At 52.4% G+C, this 1011-nt stretch carries 1 protein-coding gene; it reads left to right on the top strand.

What is annotated here, in order from left to right; genetic code table 11:
• Positions 1-13 precede the first annotated feature (13 nt).
• Positions 14-1011: phage integrase SAM-like domain-containing protein (locus QF629_12935; GenBank protein ID MDP6014426.1), on the top strand; the 998-nt coding region annotated here is incomplete at its 3' end.

The following is a 1011-nucleotide window of genomic DNA, read 5'->3' on the forward strand; positions in this document are numbered from 1 at the left end:
TAGATACTGGTATGTGCGTCTCTACATCCGCGGTGGACCATCGTCGGGGGTCAAGAAATCCACCCGATGCGAAAATCTCAAGGACGCAGAAGAGTTTGCCATCACCTGGTATGAGGACCGTCTTCTGGAAAAGAGGACATCCAGGGAACGGGGTGCGTTGTCCTTCGCCGCATATGCGGAAAAGTTCCAGGTCACCCAACATAGACTGATCCGACGCGGTGAGTTGGTCTCCAAGATGTACCGCGAGGACGCACTGAAACTGACCAGTGACGTCCTTCCCCGTTTTGGTGAGATGCAGATCACCAGGATCGATTATCACGCGGTTGATTCCTTCATCGATGAAATGAAGGTTGAACGCGATCTCTCACAATCGACCCTCAAGAAGTATGTGGTGCTGATCCGAAAGGTGATGAAAGAGGCGGAACGCGATGGCGTGCTCAATCACATCCCCACTCTCCCCACCGTCAAACGGGAAGAGAACCCTCGACCCTGGTTCACTCCCGATGAGTATCAGCGGTTGCTCGATGCCTGTCGTGACTTACGGGAACACCCTCCCGAGAACACGGAATTTGATTGGGGAGAGTTGTACGACTTCATCGTCTTCATGATCCATTCGTTCCTCCGACCCAGCGAATGGAAGTTTCTCCAGAACAAGCACATTCGCATCATTCGGGAGGATGGGGTGGAACAACTGGTCATCTCGGTTCCCAACCCCAAAACCAAAAAATCATCGGGTGGAATCGACAGCACCACCACGGAAGTCGCTGCAGACATCTACCGCAAGAGGATCCTCGGACGGCACGATGATCCAAATGCCTACCTGTTTTTCGACAATTTCAAGAACCGGGAGAGAACCGCACCCGATACCATCTCGAGGAAATTCAGGTTTCTCTGTGAACACGCCAAGTTGGGGTCAGATATCTACGGACAGAGACACACGACATACTCCCTGAGACATTCCGCACACTGTTTTCAGATTCTGAAATCGGGTGGAACCGACCTGTTCGGACT

It is taken from the genome of Alphaproteobacteria bacterium (genome assembly GCA_030739735.1).
Taxonomy (GTDB): Bacteria; Pseudomonadota; Alphaproteobacteria; order UBA7887; family UBA7887; genus UBA7887.